The 19,365-nt window shown below is 44.1% G+C and carries 14 protein-coding genes; 1 reads left to right on the top strand and 13 read right to left on the bottom strand.

Features of this window, described 5'->3' with window-relative positions; all coding sequences use genetic code 11:
* Positions 1-49 precede the first annotated feature (49 nt).
* The 13 genes from ACOMA8_RS04695 to ispE form a co-directional block, all read right to left on the bottom strand.
* Positions 50-337, bottom strand: a complete 288-nt coding sequence (locus ACOMA8_RS04695) for an iron-sulfur cluster repair di-iron protein, ric (protein WP_161900309.1) — start codon at positions 335-337, stop codon at positions 50-52.
* 180 nt (positions 338-517) lie between these two features.
* Positions 518-1,489, bottom strand: a complete 972-nt coding sequence (locus tag ACOMA8_RS04690; RefSeq protein WP_161900310.1) for a ribose-phosphate diphosphokinase — start codon at positions 1,487-1,489, stop codon at positions 518-520.
* 615 nt (positions 1,490-2,104) lie between these two features.
* Positions 2,105-3,481 carry a bifunctional UDP-N-acetylglucosamine diphosphorylase/glucosamine-1-phosphate N-acetyltransferase GlmU gene (gene glmU, locus ACOMA8_RS04685; protein WP_161900311.1) on the bottom strand — a complete coding sequence of 459 codons (1,377 nt, stop codon included), beginning with the start codon at positions 3,479-3,481 and terminating at the stop codon, positions 2,105-2,107.
* Positions 3,482-3,788: 307 nt separating this feature from the next.
* On the bottom strand, positions 3,789-4,517 hold the full coding sequence (locus ACOMA8_RS04680; protein ID WP_421368903.1) for a hypothetical protein: 729 nt from the start codon (positions 4,515-4,517) through the stop codon (positions 3,789-3,791).
* 535 nt (positions 4,518-5,052) lie between these two features.
* A complete protein-coding gene (locus ACOMA8_RS04675) occupies positions 5,053-5,832 on the bottom strand; it encodes a helix-turn-helix domain-containing protein (RefSeq protein ID WP_421368901.1) in 780 nt (259 codons plus the stop codon).
* A gap of 706 nt (positions 5,833-6,538) precedes the next feature.
* The gene (gene purR / locus ACOMA8_RS04670) at positions 6,539-7,360 is read right to left on the bottom strand and encodes a pur operon repressor (RefSeq protein ID WP_161900314.1); all 822 of its coding nucleotides are present in this window, start codon (positions 7,358-7,360) and stop codon (positions 6,539-6,541) included.
* A 234-nt stretch (positions 7,361-7,594) separates the two neighbouring features.
* Positions 7,595-7,870, bottom strand: coding sequence for a hypothetical protein (locus ACOMA8_RS04665; RefSeq protein WP_237580464.1), 276 nt, complete (start codon positions 7,868-7,870; stop codon positions 7,595-7,597).
* Positions 7,871-7,886: 16 nt separating this feature from the next.
* Positions 7,887-11,141 (bottom strand): Mur ligase family protein, encoded by a 3,255-nt coding sequence (locus ACOMA8_RS04660; RefSeq protein WP_421368898.1) that lies wholly within the window; start codon positions 11,139-11,141, stop codon positions 7,887-7,889.
* Positions 11,142-11,318: 177 nt separating this feature from the next.
* Entirely contained in the window at positions 11,319-14,099 is a 2,781-nt protein-coding gene (locus ACOMA8_RS04655) for an LPXTG cell wall anchor domain-containing protein (RefSeq protein WP_421368896.1), read from the bottom strand.
* Positions 14,100-14,691: 592 nt separating this feature from the next.
* The gene (locus tag ACOMA8_RS04650) at positions 14,692-15,522 is read right to left on the bottom strand and encodes a metal ABC transporter permease (protein WP_421368893.1); all 831 of its coding nucleotides are present in this window, start codon (positions 15,520-15,522) and stop codon (positions 14,692-14,694) included.
* On the bottom strand, positions 15,495-16,175 hold the full coding sequence (locus tag ACOMA8_RS04645) for a metal ABC transporter ATP-binding protein (protein ID WP_421368891.1): 681 nt from the start codon (positions 16,173-16,175) through the stop codon (positions 15,495-15,497). Before ACOMA8_RS04645 ends, ACOMA8_RS04650 begins: the two co-directional genes overlap by 28 nt.
* A gap of 182 nt (positions 16,176-16,357) precedes the next feature.
* Positions 16,358-17,350, bottom strand: coding sequence for a metal ABC transporter substrate-binding protein (locus ACOMA8_RS04640; protein WP_421368889.1), 993 nt, complete (start codon positions 17,348-17,350; stop codon positions 16,358-16,360).
* Positions 17,351-17,697: 347 nt separating this feature from the next.
* Positions 17,698-18,549 carry a 4-(cytidine 5'-diphospho)-2-C-methyl-D-erythritol kinase gene (ispE, locus tag ACOMA8_RS04635; protein WP_421368887.1) on the bottom strand — a complete coding sequence of 284 codons (852 nt, stop codon included), beginning with the start codon at positions 18,547-18,549 and terminating at the stop codon, positions 17,698-17,700.
* Positions 18,550-18,829: 280 nt separating this feature from the next.
* On the opposite strand from ispE, the gene ACOMA8_RS04630 reads away from it, so the two are divergent.
* Positions 18,830-19,258, top strand: coding sequence for an Hsp20/alpha crystallin family protein (locus ACOMA8_RS04630; RefSeq protein ID WP_421368885.1), 429 nt, complete (start codon positions 18,830-18,832; stop codon positions 19,256-19,258).
* Positions 19,259-19,365: the final 107 nt, after the last annotated feature.

Below are 19,365 nucleotides of genomic sequence, written 5' to 3'. Positions count from 1 at the left end.
GAAAAGAGTTTGGTCTTTTTTTCAGGTGGCACAACCTAACATTGAGTGCTCACTCCTGTGACAAGTAGTCGGCTTGGGCCAACCAGTCATACGTCGCCTTAAATGTTGGGCAAACATCTGCTGGTATTTCGTAGTTTTTGGTTACTTGCCGTAATTTTTCAAAAATTGGTTGCAAAGCTGCCGGCTCACTAGACTTTCTCAGCACTTCCAATTCATCGTACAGCTTTTTAACCTCAAAAACTTCTGGATGGTGGGCACCATGGGCTCTGGTAATAGCTGTTGTATAACTTGTCAGCTCCTCTTTGTGGTCTTCCAAAAAATCTTGTACCTTTGTCATCTTACTTCCTCCTCGAGTGATTTTTTCAACACGAGTGTATCGAAAATCAGCCGAAAAAAAATTGATAGCCATCAAGAAGTACGGCGCAACAAAAGATTTTTTGACCGCTTGTCAACTTCTCTATTTGCGAAAAAAACCGCCACCAGACTTTTCAGAGGTGACGGTTTTTTATGCGTAAACTTATTTCATATTGGTTTCAAACAAAGGGCTGACCGGTTTGTTTTCATGAATCCGTTTGATTGCTTCACCCATCAAGGCACCCACGGAAATTTCATCAATCTTGTCGATCTTGCGGTCTTCCGGCAGATTGATAGAGTCGGTCACTACGCAGCGTTCGATGGCGGAGTCTTGAATCCGCTGCATTGCTGGGCCGGACAATACCGGGTGCGTACAAGAAGCATACACACTTTTAGCACCGGCTTGTTTCAAGGCATTGGCTGCTAAAGTAATGGTCCCTGCTGTATCAATCATGTCATCAATCAGGACACAAGTCTTGCCTTCAACGTGTCCAATGATATTCATCACTTCAGCCACGTTGGCTTTTGGTCGGCGTTTGTCAATGATGGCGATTGGAGATTTCAAAAATTCTGCCAATTTACGGGCACGAGTTACCCCGCCATGGTCAGGAGATACCACGACAACATCGTCACCTTGGATTCCTTTATCGAGGAAATAGTTGGCAATCAATGGTGCACCCATCAAATGATCTACTGGGATATCAAAGAATCCTTGGATCTGGGACGCATGCAGGTCCAGACACACCAACCGGTTAGCTCCGGCTTTTTCAATCATGTTGGCTACCAATTTAGCTGTGATTGGTTCCCGAGAGCGTGCTTTACGGTCTTGGCGAGCATAGCCATAATAAGGCATCACCACATTGATCGTTTTCGCACTGGCGCGTTTCAAAGCATCGATCATAATCAGCAATTCCATCAGATTGTCATTGACCGGACTAGATGTGGATTGGATCACATAGACGTGAGCCCCGCGAATACTCTCTTCGATGTTGACTTGGATCTCGCCGTCAGAAAATTGGTTAACAGAACATTTTCCCAGCTCAACACCGACAGCTTCTGCGATTTTTTCGGCAAGGGGACGATTGGAATTCAAGGCAAAAATCTTCAATCTTGGATCAAAATAATGGTTAGACATGGTTTCCTCCGCTTTCTTTCCTGCATGATGGGGCAGTGACATCGGACTCGACTCCAATAACGCTCTCCACCAAATCCCAGGACACTTTTTGCAAGACGTCTGTTTTCTTGGAAATTCCGCAAATAAATGAAGAAAACAGAAGCGAGCCCTCTGATTGGCGGACAGATTCGGGGATCAGCAGTTGGTCACAGCCGAAAAAGACTTGTCAAAATCCGTGTTGCTTCCTAGTAAATAGTAGTCATTTTCATGAAATAAATCAAGTGTTTTCGTGCACTCTGTGAAACAGCTTAGAAGAAATCCAGACCGCCAATTTTGCCCGCTTCCCAGAACAGATACGATAACGTTTCACAAAAGAACCCGTCACAACAGTTCTTCTCCAAAGCGGCGGCTATCTGTAAGACTTCAACAAAGCCCTCCTGACAGTCGCAAAAAAGATCGGCTTCACAAAGCGGAGTTTGATTCGATGATCGGCAAAAAAACTGAAGGTCCCTATCCTGCACAGCAAGCTCGCAGATCAAAACAAAATCTGTGAGCCGCCAGTGCTACGATTGGGCACCTTCAGTTTTTTAACACTTACATTTTTATCTTTCGTCCCTGTCAGTAAGTTTTTAAAAACTAGCCTTGAAAGAAAGGAAAGTTCTTAGCAAAATCTGCTTTATTTTCCTGACGAGCGCGGGCGATTCCCATCGCGCCTTCCGGAACATCTTTGTTAATCGTTGAACCAGCCGCAATCACGGTATTGGCCGCAATCGTTACCGGAGCAATCAAGTTGGCATTTGAACCCACAAAACTGTGGTCGCCCACGGTGGTGTGGTGCTTGTTTTTGCCGTCGTAATTGACAAAGACGACTCCACAGCCAACATTGATATCTTTACCCAGCGTCGCATCCCCGACATAGGTCAGATGACCAACTTTGGAACCTTCACCGATCACCGCTTTTTTGACTTCCACAAAGTTGCCAATATGGGCTTTCGGGCCAATCTCAGCTTGCGGGCGCAGGTGAGCATAAGGACCGACATCCGCACCGCTATGCACGATACTCTCTTCAATGACCGAAGATTTAATAACAACATCGTCTTCTATCACAGAATCCACGAGTTGAGAATTGGCAGTAATCAGACAGTTTTCGCCAATCACCGTTGCCCCTTTCAGATAAACACCCGGTTCAATGACTGTTTCAGCACCGATTTGTACGCCGTCATCCACATAGGTCGCTTTTGGATCAATAAAGCTGACACCATTAACCATATGTTGATGATTGATGCGCCCTCTCATAATTTCGTTTGCTTTGGCCAATGCCACCCGGTCGTTGACCCCCAGCGATTCATCGAAGTCTTCGGTCATGTAAGCAGCGACATTTTTCCCTTCATTTTTGAGAATCTCGATGATATCTGTCAGGTAATATTCTCCTTGAGCATTGTCAGTATCCAACTTACCCAGAGCATCAAACAACAGCTCATTGTCAAAGCAATACGTACCGGTATTGATCTCTTGAATGCGGGCTTCTTCTATCGTTGCATCTTTTTGTTCCACAATCTTCTCTACAATCCCAACATGGTCTCGCAAAATTCGGCCATAGCCAGTGGGATCATCAGCTTTAGCAGTCAAGATTGTCGCACTGGCATTTTTCCCTTGATGATATTCAAATAGGTTTTGCAAGGTCGTTGAAGTCAACAGCGGCGTATCTCCAGAGATTACCAACGTCGTCCCCTTTTTACCTTTCAAAAATGACTCTGCCTGTAAAACTGCATGACCTGTCCCTAATTGCTCCGCCTGCAGTGCATACTCCGTCCGATCTCCCAACTGCTCTTTCACCTTATCGGCACCGTGACCGACGATTGTAATGATTTCAGTAGGCTCCGTCTCTTCCACCCGATTGATGATATGCTCCACCATGGGCTTGCCACAAACAGGATGAAGCACCTTGTATAATTTTGATTTCATGCGGGTCCCTTTCCCCGCTGCTAAAATGATCGCATAGCGTTCTGTCATGATTTTCCTCCAGCATTACGTCGATTTCTTCGTGGTGTTTTTTCTATTCTGATCCATGACCTGGATAAAACACTCTCCAAAATGACTGTTTGAATGATCTATGCTTTAGTTTAGCCTACCTGATAGTGGTTTTCAACATCGAAAATATAGACCAATGACAGACCACTGGCACTTTTTTTAAGAGAATAAGCTGCCTTACCCATTTCTTTAGCAAAGGCAATTCCCTTCCAACACCAGCACCAGCTCTCAAAGTAACGGGCTTAACGCATCAACCTTTCCCTAATACCAATGCAAAATCCCAAGGCTCTCATAATGCCTGCTTGGCTGCAGCAAACCACTGCGAAAAAGCCGGTGACAAATAACAAGCCGAACCTTCCAGCAAAATACTGGAACCCTGATAACCAGCCACAGTAATTTTTTTTCGTAGATTAAAGATTAAACTACGAATATCTCCTTGCAGCTCGCTATTTCTCTTATTATTTGAAAAAGTCACGGATACTTCTTCAAACGGCAATAACTTTCCTTTGGTGGCAAAAATCTGTTCCAGCAAAAGGAGCTCTTCTGTACTCAAACTTTCTTCTAACCGTTTAAAAAACCAGTGCACATCATAAAAAGCAACCGCCGTACTTGCTATGTCTGTCGGAGATTTTTTACTGAAACAAGCAATGGCTCCTGTCTGCAAATGAGCCGGTGGCAACTGTTGCAACGCCAAGTCGGAATCCGCTTCCAAATATGCGGTGATTTGCTGCGTCCAGGTATCCTGCATCGGCAATTCATGGACGAAACGATAAACAAGTGTCTGGGCACTGGTTCCTTTTCTAACTGCCCATGTTACTTCCTGAGCCTCTCTATCTGCTAACTGTTCGCTCAACAAAATAATCTGAAAAAAATCAAAAAAGCCTGGTAATTCTTTTCCCTCCAAAATCTGTTTCAAGACTCTTTCCGAACAAAATACCTCATACCCTCTAGACTGCAGCTCTGCTTGTCTTTTTTTCTCCTGAACGCAGTCTTTTGTGATCAGCAAGATTCGCTTCATGACCAACCCCTCATTTCTTCTAGACAGCCCTCATTCTGGCCGTCCTATTCTTTGACACTTTCACCAATATTATGTACTTTTATTCCGCTATCTTTTAACTTTCGCAATTTTTTTATCCACTGTCAAGACATACATTGAATAACTTATATAAGTATATAAAAAAACACACTTCTCAAGTGTAAGATCTGAAATGTTATTTATACAATTGGTACCACAAAAAAAAGATTTGAGGGATAAATCGCGCTGAAAAACGCAGCTATCTCTGACTCTTAGCAGCTTTATTAGTTTTAGAAAAGTAGTACACTTAAATTTCTCGTTGTTGTCATCACCACTTTCTTAACCTTAAACACCATGTTTCAAATTTTACTTTCTCTAATTTGTATCCGATAATTTGCAGGCAAGGTGATGTAAAGATGGTTCATATCCGTTTAAAAACAGCAAATATACATATATAAAAAAACAGATCGATATTTAAAAGCAGCACTTACCGCTTTTAAATACCGATCTAAACTTACACTATTCAACATTTTTTTGATTAGCGGCTATGGATTTTACACTGAAAATAATTTGCGGCATCAGCCTCCATCAGTAGTTCATAGAACCCCTGGCACAGTACATAACCGACGCCACGGCGCGTTCGTATACTTTCCCCACCGAAACCTAAACCAGCTATTTTTTTCTTCATATTTCGAATAATAATCGAGATTTGGGCTAGCTTGTGGTCAACATCTGCCGAGGGCCACAGCATATCGCAGATTTCCTCCCTTGTCAGTGGAACGTTTTGACGAATAAGCAACGCATTAAACAATGTTTGCTCTTGCTCGCTAAACTCACTTTTTAGCTCTTCCAGGAAGTTTGGCGGCAGTTTGGTTTCAAAACTAATTGCCGGATGATAGACCCCGTTAAGCATGCCTTTTTGATTTCTGGAAAGAGAAGAAAATTCAATAATGTTTTTGTTATTCCGCTTTTGAGCGGTAGTTAACTTTTCGCGAATATCCGCAATAGAATCACTATCCGCCAGCCATTCATCGATGCCTAGCTGTTCCCATTTTGCCAACTTTTCTTCATCTGGAGCCTGATGATCTTTTCGTACGATGGCCACATCATATGTGCTAAGCTGAGGAACAATTACCGCTACTTCGGCTTCTGACAGGCTTTCACTCAAAATTACAATTTTAAAAAAACCGACTAACTCTTTGATATCCATCTTATAGTTCAACAATTCCAGTACACTACATGAGCAGAATACCTCAAAATTCAGGGTCTGCAGATCCTGCTGAAACTGCATATCCGCTAAACAGTTTTTGGTCAACAATAAAACCTGGCTCATTCCTATTCCTCCAATCCTACAATAACTTCAGGGTACTCATACCAGTGATTCACACATGCCTTAACCTTGTGATATATTGACTAAATCAAATTAAAATTCTTCGATTCAAGATTATTCGGACAAATTCAAAAAAGCTAAAACCATGTGTTATAAAAAAGAAATATTTACCGCCTTTTCCTATGAGAACCACGTATATAGAATAACTATGTTTAAATATTAGTCGCCCCGTTTTTTTTAGTCAAGTTCAAATATTTTATATTTTTTAACATTTCTGAGCTATCGCTTATTAAACGCTTATAAAACGATTTATTAAAGATGATTTATTACCGCAAATCATAAAATTAATATTAAGTTTTGTTCTCTCTAATGTTATATTTTTAAGCCATAAAACAACCGTTTTGAAAACATCTAACCGTTATTTTTTAAAAAAATATCAAGAAAACAGTTACAATATCATTTAATATTACATTTCACTAAATCCTCCGAATTGACGTGAAAAAGCAACAAAATTTGAAGAAATTCGATTGTTTTGTGATTCTTTTGTCTTTTGTCTAATAAAAAACGGTAGAACAGACCACAATGGCTAGTCTGTTCTACCGTTTTGCTTTTTGCTTTAGGATAGGAATCTCGTTTGATGACGTATCACTTAAAATCTTGTCACCCGTCTTGCCCCAATTCCCAATCATTCAGTTCATTTCTCTGAAAAATAATTCCCAGGTACAACCGAGATAGTCTTGGTACGCGTGTCAACATCCTCTACGAATAAGAGGGAGGTATACTCATTGATTGCCCGCACGCCTTTAAATTTTGCTTCAGCGAAGACAGTGACACCTACCAGTTCGCATTCAAACTCTTCAATCAAGCTCTTCATCCCGTTGACGGTGCCGCCACCTTTCATGAAGTCGTCCACCACTAGCACACGGGATCCGCGAGCCAGACTGCGCTTGGATAATTCCATTTTTTCGATGCGTTCAGACGATCCTGACACGTAGTTGACACTGACCGTGGAGCCTTCTGTAATCTTTGAATCCCGTCGCACGATGACAAACGGCACATTTAAATAATAGGAAACTGCTTGAGCAATTGGGACACCTTTAGTCGCTACTGTCATGACCGCATCAATTTTTTCACCTAGGTACTGAGAGGCGATGATCCGTCCCACCTGACGTAGTAAATCTGGTTGGCCTAGTAAATCAGAAAGATAAACATAGCCCCCCGGCAAGAGTCGGTTTTGCTGACTCATCTCACCACAAAGCTCATTAATATATGCCAATGCATCCTCTTTAGTGATCTCAGGCACGAATAGCACACCGCCCGCTGCACCAGGTATTGTTTCCAGAATGCCCGTTCCACGCATGTTGAATGTCTTTTTGATGATGGCTAAATCCTCTGAGATTGAAGACTTTGCGGATTCATAGCGTTTAGCGAAAAAAGTTAAAGGAATCAGATCATGTGGATGTTCCAACAGGTAATGGGTCATATCAATCAGCCGTTCACTGCGCCGAATTTTCAAAATTGTGTACCTCCCGTTATTTTCTCGCCTTATTATACTGGTTTGTACGTGAAAAAGCTATCATTTTCTAGATTTTATAAGAAATAGTTCGGCAATTCGCCTTGAGCATTGCTTGGTTTCCTTACACAACTATTCCTTGAAAAATAATAGTTGCAGGCTTCACCAAAGAAAGATCCAGCAACATTTAGTTACCGGATCTTTCGTCTAGATTCATTTTACTCAAACGTTTGCCTTTTACCATCGTCCTCGTCGGGGTTGATGCTGATTGATGTAACGTTTTGCATCTTTGGCGATCCGCTTTGGTGAATCATCCGTATCTACTTCCCAAGGATATAAGCCTTCCTCATTTTGCTCGTATTCGGGGAAGCTTTCCTCTTGTTTCCTTTTTCTGCGGGTGAATCGCTGGTAGATGAAAGCAGCTGAAGTCATCAATAGAAACAAGATTAAGGCAACGCGACGAAGATTTACATGACTCAAGACATACAATAACCTTTCGCTGATATCTGACACCGCCATCTCTCCTTTCTCACACTCGGGCTACGACTGGCTCCGTGACTAAGCGCTTCAACAACCTTTCACTGATTTTATGGTAATCACTTCCTGAAACAGAACCCTTCAATAAAAGTAAACTATGATCCGTGACTTCTTCTAAAACTCTCGCTACATAACTGTCCATATCCGAAAACCAATCCGCCGGAATCCTGGTTTTGGCGACCACCGCTTCCATCGCTGACCCGTAAGCCAAAAGTAAATCTGCACCTGAAGTATCAATAATTGGGACCAATTCTTCATGCAGCTTTTCTGTATGTTCACCCAAATCCGCTACTTGTCCCAATACCAAGATTTTCCTTCCACTGTAATAGACAGTCTGTTGGGCAAAGGCCCTAATCCCATTAATCATTGAAGGAATTGCTGCATTATGGGTGTCATCAATGATTGTCACTTGTTTTCCTGCTAAACGACCACTGTGCTTCTCCATAACTTTTGGCAGGCTTTTGAAAGTCTGTAACCGCTCCATGTATCGTTGTGGATCCAGACTCAGACTGCACAAGGTGAGAAAAGCCGCCATTGAATTTTCAATCATTCCATCGCTGGCAAGAGACAATTGATACGTGTAACGGATGCCCCGATATGCCACAGTCACCTCTGTCAATTCCTTTAGTGTCTTTCTTTGGACCAGATATAAGTCAGCATCAGATTTTCCCGACATGCTGTAAGTCAGCAACTGTCCTGTTGTCTTTCCAGCTTCAAAAAGGATAGATTCTAGTAACGTCGACTCAATGTCACCGTTTATGATGGCAGTGCCCCCTGGTACAAGTCCTGCAAAAATTCGACTTTTGATTTGCGCAATGACATGTAAGTCCTGAACCCCGCGAACGTGAGCAAAATCCACAGAAGTCAAGATAGCAATCGTTGGTTCAACAAGCAAACTCTGCGGCCCGCGATCTCGGCTATTCAATGCATTCAATGAGATTTCCAACAGCGCTATTTCCGGATTTTGAGCCAACTTTAACAGATACAGCGGAATCGCCAAGCGGGTATTATGATTGCCTCTGTTGCTCAAAATCCGATATTCTGGTTTCAGTAACTGCTCTAGCATCAGTCGCACCGAACTTTTCCCCACTGAACCGGTAATACCGATTACTGGTCCAGTAAACTTGCTTCTTAGAAAAGCAGCTACCTCGTACATAAATTCCCAGACATCAGGAACAATGAACTGAGGCAATTTATCTCTTAGACTTTCAATTGGTCGTTCTGTCACCAATAAGCTAAATTTCTCATGATTTTGGCGGATGAACTGTTCTCGATGTTGCCATTTGACAGCCTTACCTGTAATTTTTTCAATGCGTTCATCAGACAAGTCGAGAAAAGCCCGTTGTAGATTGATCTGCTTCACATCCGCCGGAAAATATTCAAAATCAGTGATCTCTTTGAAAGACATATGGCCCTCATCAAAAAACACGCCATTAAATTGCTGAAAATCGGTCTTTTTTAGCCCGGTTACTGGTGCAGTTACTGACGAGATAGACGTTACTGGCTGTAGCATACCAGCTGGCTCTCCTGTTTTTACTTCAGTGACAAGTGAACCACCAGCTTCTTTCACAGCTGCTTTTCGTCGCAAGAGGCTGTAATTGATCAAGCCGGAAAGAAAGTGCTCGGCATCATCAATTCGCATCCGCATTCGATCATGTCGAGCATAAAATCCATAAGCAATTGTCTCTGGTTTGGCGAAATACATCGCATATTCCGGCCACATAATACCTGTACGCATTTCGTGCAGCGCCCGCTTTTCCTGCACTTTTTGTAATTGATGGTATTCTGCTTTTGAAAACAACTCGTCTTGCCCCTCTGTCTCCTGGATTCGATCAAACATTCGCTCAGCCGCACACAGCAGTTCCAAAAAAGTCGGATAAGCCGTGTCTCTGTTCTCCATGAAAGTCAGATTTTCCAGAGCATTTTTCACACCAAAGCGGAAATATTCCTGCTTTGGTACGTAACGAGTCAACTCATTGACAGAATAACTGAGCCAATGATCATGATACCGCTCATAGCCTTCTCTTACATAACGATCCATCAGCAGTTCCCCCAGCTTCAACCAACGAGAATCTTTCGTCAGGGGATACGCCCGCATCAGCGCAAAGAGTGCCTCACCATCGTAATATACAATTCGAAATTTTTCTTTGACTTGTAGGCTCTCGGTCAAAACGTGGGTTGTTCGTCCTTGTTCGTCGATAAACACTTGCAGTCCTTCCAGTAAATTCAAAAGGATCGGGTGATAAAAATCATAGCCTGTCACTGCCTCATATTTAGCCAAAGCTAAAATCGCGATGGCCTGTGCCCCCAATTTCAACTCAACTTCCTGTTTGACCCTTTCTGCGATAAACAAATGGCCCTCTTTTTCCACGCAAAGGTGTTCTAAACCCCAATCCAATGCACTTTCGATTTTGGTTAACTGCTCGAGGTCGAGTTCCGCCGCAGTATCTGATGCCAGGTACTCTGTTGCTTCTAACAACGCATAAAGGCTAGAAAAATGGCGGACACTGTTGTAACCGGGCAGTTGTTTATCATAAGCCGGATAATAACCATAGCAAAAGGAGCCCTCTGAATGAATCTGCTCAAAAAGATAGTCCGTACCTCGCTGAATTGCCACTGCCAATTGTTCCAGTTGATTTTCTTTTGTAATCTGTCGCATCCCTCTGCCAAAGAAATCCGTTTCCAAAGGTAGCCAGTGACCCGCCTCGATAAAAACTCCGGCCGTTTCGAAAAATTCCCAAGTATCATCAAAATAGGCTAATGGATTCGGAATGATTCGCTGATATCGCCGTTTGAGATAGCCGCGGATATTGATGGCATTCAACTGTAGTCGAGCGGGATTTTCGCCGACTTTATGCTCTTTCACCGGGGTTAGTAACGCATTTCCGCTGATTTCTTCTGGTAAAAAACAACAACTGCCATCTTTCTTAAAGGAAACACCAAATTGAAAATAGTTATTACGTTTCACTCTGGCAAAACGCCGGATTCCTTCTGAGGCTGGGATCCGTTCACTGCCCGTTTTGATGTCAATTTTTAGCCACCGGGGCAACGGCCGATACCTGTCCAAATAGCGCAGCAGCTTTTGCCAAGTCCGCTCAAAATCCGGCCCACTGGTAGACCAGACATCTCCGCGCTTATTTTGGCTACATACAGTTACGAACAGGACCGTTTCTTTGGTATTTGACAGTTTTTTGTCTCGTAAAAACTCCTTGATTTCTTCCAATAGTCGGCGTTTGCTTTTTTCCATCTTTCTTCACTCCCTATTTGACAGTCGTTTGCGGAGCCGCCGAATCTCCAAGGACAATCACTATTCTTCACTAACTTGAAAAACTGGATTTTTGGTGTGCCCTGCTCTTTTCCGGTAGTGACTGAAGGGTGACTGAAAATATTCCCAGTCACCCTTGTGCCTCAAAATAGAAGCCGCTTATTTTCTTCTATTACGTTTTTTGAACAGCCCTAGACTTGTCAGAATTGCACCTACCCCCATCGCTGCCATACTTGGATCAGCAACAGCACCAGCTTTTGGCAAGCTAGCAGACTTACTTGCTGTTGGGGACCCCCCACCTGCTTTATTGTAGTAATGGTTGTCAGTATTGTTGGTGTTGGTGCTATTGTCAGTATTATTTATGGTCGTACTGTTGTCCGTGTTGTTCGTAATATTATTTGTAATATTGGTATTCCCATCCGCATCTGAATCTGAATCGGCGTCGGCGTCGGCATCAGCGTCGGCATCCGCATCCGCATCGGCATCTGCATCTGAATCAGCATCTGAATCAGCATCTGAATCAGCATCCGCATCAGCATCCGCATCAGCGTCAGCATCCGCATCAGCGTCGGCATCTGCATCAGCATCGGCGTCGGCATCGGCATCAGCGTCGGCATCAGCGTCAGCATCGGCATCAGCGTCGGCGTCAGCGTCGGCATCAGCGTCGGCATCAGCATCCGCATCCGCATCCGCGTCGGCATCCGCATCCGCGTCAGCATCTGAATCGGCGTCAGCGTCAGCGTCAGCGTCGGCATCAGCGTCGGCATCCGCATCCGCGTCGGCATCCGCATCAGCATCTGCATCTGAATCGGCGTCAGCATCCGCATCCGCGTCGGCATCCGCATCAGCATCAGCATCGGCGTCGGCGTCGGCGTCGGCATCTGCATCTGCATCGGCGTCAGCATCTGCATCTGCATCTGCATCGGCATCCGCGTCGGCATCCGCATCAGCATCGGCGTCGGCATCCGCGTCGGCATCCGCGTCAGCATCTGCATCTGCATCGGCGTCAGCATCTGCATCTGCGTCAGCGTCAGCATCTGCATCAGCGTCGGCATCTGCATCAGCATCCGCATCGGCATCTGCATCTGCATCGGCATCAGCATCGGCATCAGCATCCGCATCCGCATCTGCGTCGGCATCCGCATCGGCATCTGCGTCGGCGTCGGCATCAGCATCGGCATCCGCATCCGCGTCAGCATCCGCATCCGCGTCAGCGTCAGCATCGGCATCCGCATCGGCGTCGGCATCGGCATCGGCATCAGCGTCGGCATCTGCATCGGCATCAGCATCCGCATCCGCATCCGCATCCGCATCAGCGTCAGCATCTGCATCCGCATCTGCATCTGCATCGGCGTCGGCATCGGCATCAGCGTCAGCATCCGCATCCGCATCTGAATCGGCGTCAGCATCCGCGTCAGCATCGGCATCAGCGTCGGCATCTGCATCTGCGTCGGCATCTGCATCTGCGTCAGCATCGGCATCCGCATCGGCATCTGCATCGGCATCGGCATCCGCATCAGCATCTGCGTCAGCATCCGCATCGGCGTCGGCATCGGCGTCAGCATCTGCATCGGCGTCGGCGTCGGCATCGGCATCGGCATCTGCGTCAGCGTCGGCATCTGCATCTGCGTCAGCATCTGAATCGGCGTCGGCATCTGCATCTGCGTCAGCATCTCCGTCTGGAATATCAATTACATTTGAATCACCATTATGGTTATAGACCAAGTAACTGTTAGTAGAAGTATTCTTCAGCGCAAATTTTCCTTTTCCCATGGCCAAATCAATATAAGAACTAGCATAGGTATTGCTGATTGAGATTGATGTGTCTTCATACCCATTGTCGTTAATCGTGATATATTGTCCGGTAAAGACATGATCGACAACAATATTACTCAACCCTGGATTCCATCTGACGTGAATATATTGGCCAAAATAAGTATTGGAGACTTCGCACTCAACCAAAGAGCCTGATCCCGCGGCCAAATAATTATCAAAATAGGAATCTTTAATCACTAATGACGTTAAAGATTCCAGTCCATTGACATCTACCAAATTTCCTCGAACCCCATCGTACACAATGCTTTGAGGCGCATCGACACTGATTAGAACCGTCCCAACAGAATTGTTTTCCCGTACAATTAATTTGTTACCGCTAAAAGAAGACCAAATTTTCTTGCCAAAGACATTATAGTCAACCCCGTCCACTGTGATGGTCCCTTTTTCAACAAACGCACTCGGTCCGACATCTGTTGGTGTTTCGTCTTGGCTGAAGTGAGTTGTTCCTTGGATATTATGGATTGTACTATTATTACCCGGGATGTTGCTGCCGGCGTAACGACACTCATTCAAGTATAAGTCAAAACCCGTTTTGTTCGAATTCGCGTGAACGGCATATTCAGTTATGCTATCACGATTGACAAAATCACAATCATCGAAATTAGCTGCAGAAAGATTGGTATTCCCAACAATATCTACAATCCGATTGAACTCACAGCCGGAAACTTCCAGTGTCGTTAGCTTTGTGTTATGGCTGAAGTCCACCTTATCAGCAAAAGTACAATTGGTAACTTTGATAGTTTCAGCATTGTCCAAATAGTTCAGTCTGGCAGTACCGGTAATCGAGGCATTATTAATTTCGATTACTTTAGCTGCTTCCAAGCTATAATTCTGTCCGTTGATTACAATTTGGCGATTTCCCGTACCCCCAGTAAAAGTCACCGTTCCACCAGCCGGGATTGGAATTGTAATATCATCCAATACTACATAACCTTCCGCCTCTACATTTGCACCATAAGCTGCGATCTCTGCATTAGCGACAATCCCATTTGGTAATGTCATCAAAAGTGGTGCTGCCAACATCGTCCCACAGACCAGCATCTTCGCTCGCTTTTTTTGTTTTGCACGAGTTTCAATCATTTTGCGATAATCTTTTCTTTTCATTTGTTTCCTCCTTATTTACGTTACATAACTACACTGTACAAAATCAAAATACTTGTAATATGACAGTTGCCCAACCAAGGCCCAGTGCATGTTAGAAACCAAAAACTTCGCAACGGTACGAAAAAAGCCGAGTACGTTTTTCTTCACGCCTACTCGCTTCCCCCTAAATTGTATCACGCACCCCTATATTTTTATTCAAAAAAGAAAATAAATAATACGTATATTGATGACTATTAAATATAAATCCCCATTAAAAAGGTGATTATCCAGATAACTATCAAGGATTAATATAGATTCACAATTTTATAAATCGTCACAAAAGTAGAATTTTACTCTGCTCTATGAACATTATGTGAGAATCAGAAAAAGATTATATATCATTGTATTTTCTCAGCTCTTTTTGTTTAAAAAGTGAATTCAAATAACGTTAAATAACATTAAAACACCTTCACAAAACAACTATTCGTAGGTAAAAACAACAAAATCACTAGTTAATTAATTGTTACATTCATTTTTTGTGAGAGCACACAAAAAAGCCTCTCGAAAGACAAGTTTCGAAAGGCTTTTGTGAACTATAGAATTTTTTACAAAGTCAGTTCAACCGCCGTCCTCGCTGAACTCCAATGACCACACGTTTGACTAGGTTCACTATCAAAAACAAAGCGATAAAGACCAGGGTAATCGTCGCAGCTGGTGGTGAATTCAGATAAAAGGAACTAATTAGGCCGCTGATCATGCCAATCAAGCCAACGATAATACTGATCACGATGACTGTGTTGAAACTTTTTCCAATCCGCATACTGATCGCTGCCGGCAAAACCATAATTGCTGAAATCAGCAGTGCTCCTGCGATTGGAATCATCACGGCGATAGCGACACCGGTCAAGACATTGAATGCCATAGACATCCAACGTACCGGTAATCCGTCTACATGGGCAGTATCTTCATCAAAAGTTAGTACATACATCGGGCGCTTAAACAAGGCAAACAAGATAGCTGTCAACGCGAATAAGACGCCTAAAGTTACAACCTGCTGAGTGGTGATCGTCACGATGGAACCAAAGAGATAAGACTGAATACTGGTGGCAGAGCTGCCTTTAGAAAGGTTCATCAAAACCAGTGCTAAGGCCAAGCCCCCCGCCATCAAGATTGCGATAGAGATTTCTGAGTAGGTGCGATACATGGAGCGCAGATATTCCATCAAAATCGCTGCAATTACCACAACAATCAATGTCGTCAAGCTGGGATTGATATTCAGGAAAAAGCCCAGAGCCACCCCTGCCAACGAAACATGGGACAAGGTATCGGCCATCAAAGACTGCCGCCGAATCACCAGAAAGACGCCCAACATCGGCGCGATACCAGCAATAAAAACTGCCGCCCAAAGAGCTTTAATCATGAATTCATATGAAAACAACGCCATGGAGAATCCTCCTTTCGCACCAACCGAATTTGTCGGTCAGCGTATTCTTTGATATCTTCGTGGTCATGGGTAATCATTAAGATTCCCTTACCATGATCATGGGCATTGTGCTGTAACAAATGGTAAAACTTTTTACGACTTTCCTCATCCATTCCTGTCGTTGGTTCATCCAAGATAAACAGATCTGGATCCGTCGCAAAGATTCGCGCCAGGCTTATTCGTTGTTTTTGTCCCCCCGAGAGTTCACCGATGCGCTTGTTTCGCATTTCCCACATTCCTACTGCATCCAATGCTCGTTTTACGTGCTCGTGGTCTTTTGTAGACAGACGCTTAAACCAGCGATCCCGCGGGTAGCGGCCTGACTGCACCAACTCCAATACAGTGCTGGGAAAGCCGGCATTAAAGGATGCTACCTGCTGGGGGATATAGCCGATACTGATTTTTTTGCCTTCTGTATTGGTTTTCGCCAATGTCACTGTTCCTTTGGCGGGTTTCAAGAGTCCCAGAGTCGCTTTGATCAAAGTCGACTTAGCGGCGCCATTTTCCCCGGTCAAAATCACAAATTCACCGGCATTCACTTGGTATGAAATATCTTCTAAGACCGGCTCATCATCATAATAAAAAGTCAGGTCCGAAACATTGATATACTGCAATGCATTGCCTCTTTTCTTTCAAATCAGCTGTACTTTTTTACAGCCTGCTTCTATGTCATCAGTGTTCCTTAAAACGTGGCAAAGAACCAAAGCCCCTCTTAGGCTGTGGTTCTTTGAGTGTATCATTATTCCCTCAGTTTGTGCAAAGTCCGGATCGTAGACAAGCACTGGAGCAGAATTACTTACTTGATACTTTCTTTTAGAGCTTTCAGATTGTCTTCCATAACCGAAAGATAATTTTCGCCAGCTTTCATCTGCTCGTTGGTCAAGCTTTCCAGCGGATTGAGGACTGACAATTTGACGCCTGTTTCGTTGGAAAGGGTCTCAGCAACTTTAGAATTGGCATTTTCTTCAAAATAAATCACCGAAACGCCATGATCTTCAACAAAGTGCTTCAATTCAGCTAATCGCGCCGGCGTTGGCTCCTGATCTGGTGAAATACCCGCAATGGATTCTTGGGTCAGTCCGTATTGGTGAGCCAAATAGCCAAATGCCGCATGTTGTACCAGAAGTGTCTTGTTTTTAGCATCTTTGAAGGCTGCCTGATAGTCAGCATCCAGTTTTTCCAGCTTAGCAACGTAAGCCGCAGCATTCTGATCGAAGGTCGCTTTTTTCTCAGGGTATTTTTCCCCCAGTTCTTTAGCAATTTCCTGAACTTCTTTGATTGCCATCACTGGGTCCGTCCAGACATGGGGATCTTTGCCATCATGGTCGTGTTCGTCTTCATGATCGTGACTTTCTTCAGCTTCGTGGTCGTGATCCTCTTCCTCCTCATGATCGTGACCATCACCGGAAGCTGCCAATAAATCAATCTCGTCCCCGGCTTCAATCACCAATGTCTTGTCTTTATTCAAGTTATCTTTGACATTGTCCATCCATGTTTCAAATTCGTCCAGATTGTATACGAGGACATCGGCATCGCTGATAGCAGCCATATCTTTGGCGCTTGGTTCGTAATCATGGGGCTCAGTCCCTGCCGGAATCAATAACGAGACCTCCCCTTCATCACCTACGACTTCTTTGGCAAAATCGTACATTGGATAAAATGTCGCCACTACTTTGATCTTTTCGTCACCTGTCGCAGGGTTGCTGCTTGAAGTGGTTTTGCCGCCACTACACGCTGCCAATAATAAACTGCTAAATACAACCCCTGCTCCTAGTAAAACTTTCTTCATTTATATTCGCCTCATCTCTTCATCTCATCGTCAAAACAAATCGGAATTTTACGATTTGCTGCAGGGATTAATTTACCAGAGAAAAAAATACCCGTCAACCGAAATCGTAAAACTTCCGATTTAAAACGAAATTTTCATTGTAAATCGGAATAAACCCCGGTGTAATAGGATTCTCCATTCATATGAACAATAACACAACTGTCGTTTTACGAGGAATTTTTACCAACACTAACTTTTGTAGACACAAATAAAAAAAGCCCTTTTCGAAACCAAGCTTCGCTCACAAAACCTGCAGCTATTGCCGGTCTCAGAAACAAGTCGTCTTCGAAAAGGTCTTTTCTTCCTATTTACTTCAACGTCCGCACTAGATAGACTTCCTCACAGAAGCCTTTCAGGGCATTGTAGATCCGCTGTGCTCGGGAATGCTGCCGACACAATGCAAAAACAGTTGGCCCGCTACCACTCATCAGAGCCGCATCCGCGCCATATTTTAGCATGCGGTCTTTGATCTGCTGAATCACAGGATGTCGTTGAATGGTGATGTCTTCTAAGCTGTTGCCCATCTGCCGTATCATTTCTTCGTAATCGTCAGCTTCGATAGCTGCCCGCAACGCACCGATATTCGGATGACTAATCTTCTCCACATCAACTTCGGGAAATACCGTACGAGTAGAAACGCTGATTTTGGGTTTCACCAAAACCACCCAACACTGCGGCATCGGGTCAATCAATTGGACCAGTTCACCTTTGCCACCGATAAAAGCGGTGTGGCCATAAAGACAATAAGGCACGTCGGTCCCGATTTCGACGCCGATAGCAATCAATTCGTCTTCTGATAGTCCCAACTGCCAAAGTCGATTCAGCCCTCGCAAAGCGGCTGCCGTATCGGAACTCCCTCCACCTAAACCCGCTGCTACCGGGATATTTTTCTGGATATCAATTTTGACACCAGTTTTGATACCATATCGATTTTTCATCATGGCCACTGCCTGATAAACATTGTTGCGTCTATCTACCGGCAAAAATGCCTTATTGGTCTCCAAGATAATCTTATCTTCCGGAAGTTCCGTGATGGTCAATCGATCTGCAAGATCCACGCTGGACATGACCATTTCCAACTCATGATACCCATCGGCTCGCTTATGTAGCACATCTAGCCCCAGATTGATCTTGGCGGGTGCTTTTTCTATGATCTCCAACCTGTCACCTGCTTTCTAAAGGAAACAACCGCCGCAAATACAAAAAACTTCCTGTCTTTGCTACCGTTCTTCCAACAAAAATCGTTGCCTCGATTCTATCATAAACCGCCGCATCTGGCATCTTTCGTGAAAAAATCTTAGTTTTTAGTTGGGCTTTTTCTTTAGTAGTTCTCTTAATGAACGGATTCTTGCGGTTCCTTCTCTTCATATCAGTTGCTTTCCCTGCCCCATCCGCCTTACAATAAATTTGAAGTAAAACTAACGAAACGAGGGATAGACAATGGCAAACTTGATTCCAAGAGATTTTGACGATTTGAACGCACTACGCAGCAACAGCGAGGAACTGATGGGCAAACTCATGAACAATTTCTGGCAAGACCGGCAGATATCCACCGACATCAAAGAATACAACGATCGCTATGAAGTCGCAGCTGATCTTCCCGGAGTGGAAAAGGAAAATATCACCGTTCACTACGCCGATGATCAATTATCTATCGCAGCCTTTCAGAAAAAAGAGCTGGAAGACGCAGAGGAAAACGGCCGCTACCTACGGCGGGAACGTTCTACAGCCAGTTTCCAACGCACTTTTACCATCCGCAATATTGATGAAGAAAAAATCACTGCAACATTTAAAAACGGCGTGTTGCACCTGACACTACCTAAAAAAACCTTAGCTGATCAGCCAGGGAAGACGATTACGATTGAGTGACCGTTTTTCAAGCTCTCCACAACAACCAAAAGACACCTGCTTCTCACCAAACGGTACGGAGCAGGTGTCTTTTACAAACTCTCATGTTACTTGTAAACGTGCACACT

The organism is Enterococcus infantis (genome assembly GCF_049166715.1).
In the GTDB taxonomy this organism is placed as follows: domain Bacteria; phylum Bacillota; class Bacilli; order Lactobacillales; family Enterococcaceae; genus Enterococcus_C; species Enterococcus_C leclercqii.
This window is presented reverse-complemented; position numbering and strand designations above follow the sequence as displayed.